This is a genomic window from Streptomyces sp. NPDC052301, from assembly GCF_044593395.1.
Taxonomy (GTDB): domain Bacteria; phylum Actinomycetota; class Actinomycetes; order Streptomycetales; family Streptomycetaceae; genus Streptomyces.
Genome location: NZ_JBIUBE010000029.1, coordinates 1 through 1,600, shown reverse-complemented (window position 1 = coordinate 1,600; position 1,600 = coordinate 1). Strand labels below are relative to the sequence as shown.

Below are 1,600 nucleotides of genomic sequence, written 5' to 3'. Positions count from 1 at the left end.
GGCTGAGACCTGATGCCGAGCCGATTGTGGTGAAGTGGATGATCCTATGCTGTCGAGAAAAGCCTCTAGCGAGTTTCATGGCGGCCCGTACCCTAAACCGACTCAGGTGGTCAGGTAGAGAATACCGAGGCGTTCGGGTGAACTATGGTTAAGGAACTCGGCAAAATGCCCCCGTAACTTCGGGAGAAGGGGGGCCACACCTGGTGATGAGCTTTGCGCTCTGAGCTGGGGGTGGCCGCAGAGACCAGCGAGAAGCGACTGTTTACTAAAAACACAGGTCCGTGCGAAGCCGTAAGGCGATGTATACGGACTGACGCCTGCCCGGTGCTGGAACGTTAAGGGGACCGGTTAGCTCACTTTCGGGTGGGCGAAGCTGAGAACTTAAGCGCCAGTAAACGGCGGTGGTAACTATAACCATCCTAAGGTAGCGAAATTCCTTGTCGGGTAAGTTCCGACCTGCACGAATGGCGTAACGACTTCTCGACTGTCTCAACCATAGGCCCGGTGAAATTGCACTACGAGTAAAGATGCTCGTTTCGCGCAGCAGGACGGAAAGACCCCGGGACCTTTACTACAGTTTGATATTGGTGTTCGGTTCGGCTTGTGTAGGATAGCTGGGAGACTGTGAAGCTCATACGCCAGTATGGGTGGAGTCGTCGTTGAAATACCAGTCTGGTCGTGCTGGATGTCTAACCTGGGTCCGTGATCCGGATCAGGGACAGTGTCTGATGGGTAGTTTAACTGGGGCGGTTGCCTCCTAAAGGGTAACGGAGGCGCCCAAAGGTTCCCTCAGCCTGGTTGGCAATCAGGTGTTGAGTGTAAGTGCACAAGGGAGCTTGACTGTGAGACCGACGGGTCGAGCAGGGACGAAAGTCGGGACTAGTGATCCGGCGGTGGCTTGTGGAAGCGCCGTCGCTCAACGGATAAAAGGTACCCCGGGGATAACAGGCTGATCTTCCCCAAGAGTCCATATCGACGGGATGGTTTGGCACCTCGATGTCGGCTCGTCGCATCCTGGGGCTGGAGTCGGTCCCAAGGGTTGGGCTGTTCGCCCATTAAAGCGGTACGCGAGCTGGGTTTAGAACGTCGTGAGACAGTTCGGTCCCTATCCGCTGTGCGCGTAGGAGTCTTGAGAAGGGCTGTCCCTAGTACGAGAGGACCGGGACGGACGAACCTCTGGTGTGCCAGTTGTTCTGCCAAGGGCATGGCTGGTTGGCTACGTTCGGGAGGGATAACCGCTGAAAGCATCTAAGCGGGAAGCCTGCTTCGAGATGAGGACTCCCACCCACTTGATGGGGTAAGGCTCCCAGTAGACGACTGGGTTGATAGGCCGGATCTGGAAGCACGGCAACGTGTGGAGGTGACCGGTACTAATAGGCCGAGGGCTTGTCCTCAGTTGCTCGCGTCCACTGTGTTGGTTCTGAAACCACGAACAGCCCCACGTTGTCACAGGCGTGGTGCGGCGTTCACAGTTTCATAGTGTTTCGGTGGTCATAGCGTGAGGGAAACGCCCGGTTACATTCCGAACCCGGAAGCTAAGCCTCACAGCGCCGATGGTACTGCAGGGGGGACCCTGTGGGAGAGTAGGACGCCGCCGAAC

General features: G+C 56.9%; 2 rRNA genes (1 of these 2 cut by a window edge). Both read left to right on the top strand.

The annotated features are described in order from the left end of the window. A 23S ribosomal RNA gene (locus ACIHEJ_RS40660) occupies positions 1 to 1,394 on the top strand (it extends 1,798 nt beyond the left edge of the window). 89 nt (positions 1,395 to 1,483) lie between these two features. After that, a 5S ribosomal RNA gene (gene rrf, locus ACIHEJ_RS40655) occupies positions 1,484 to 1,600 on the top strand.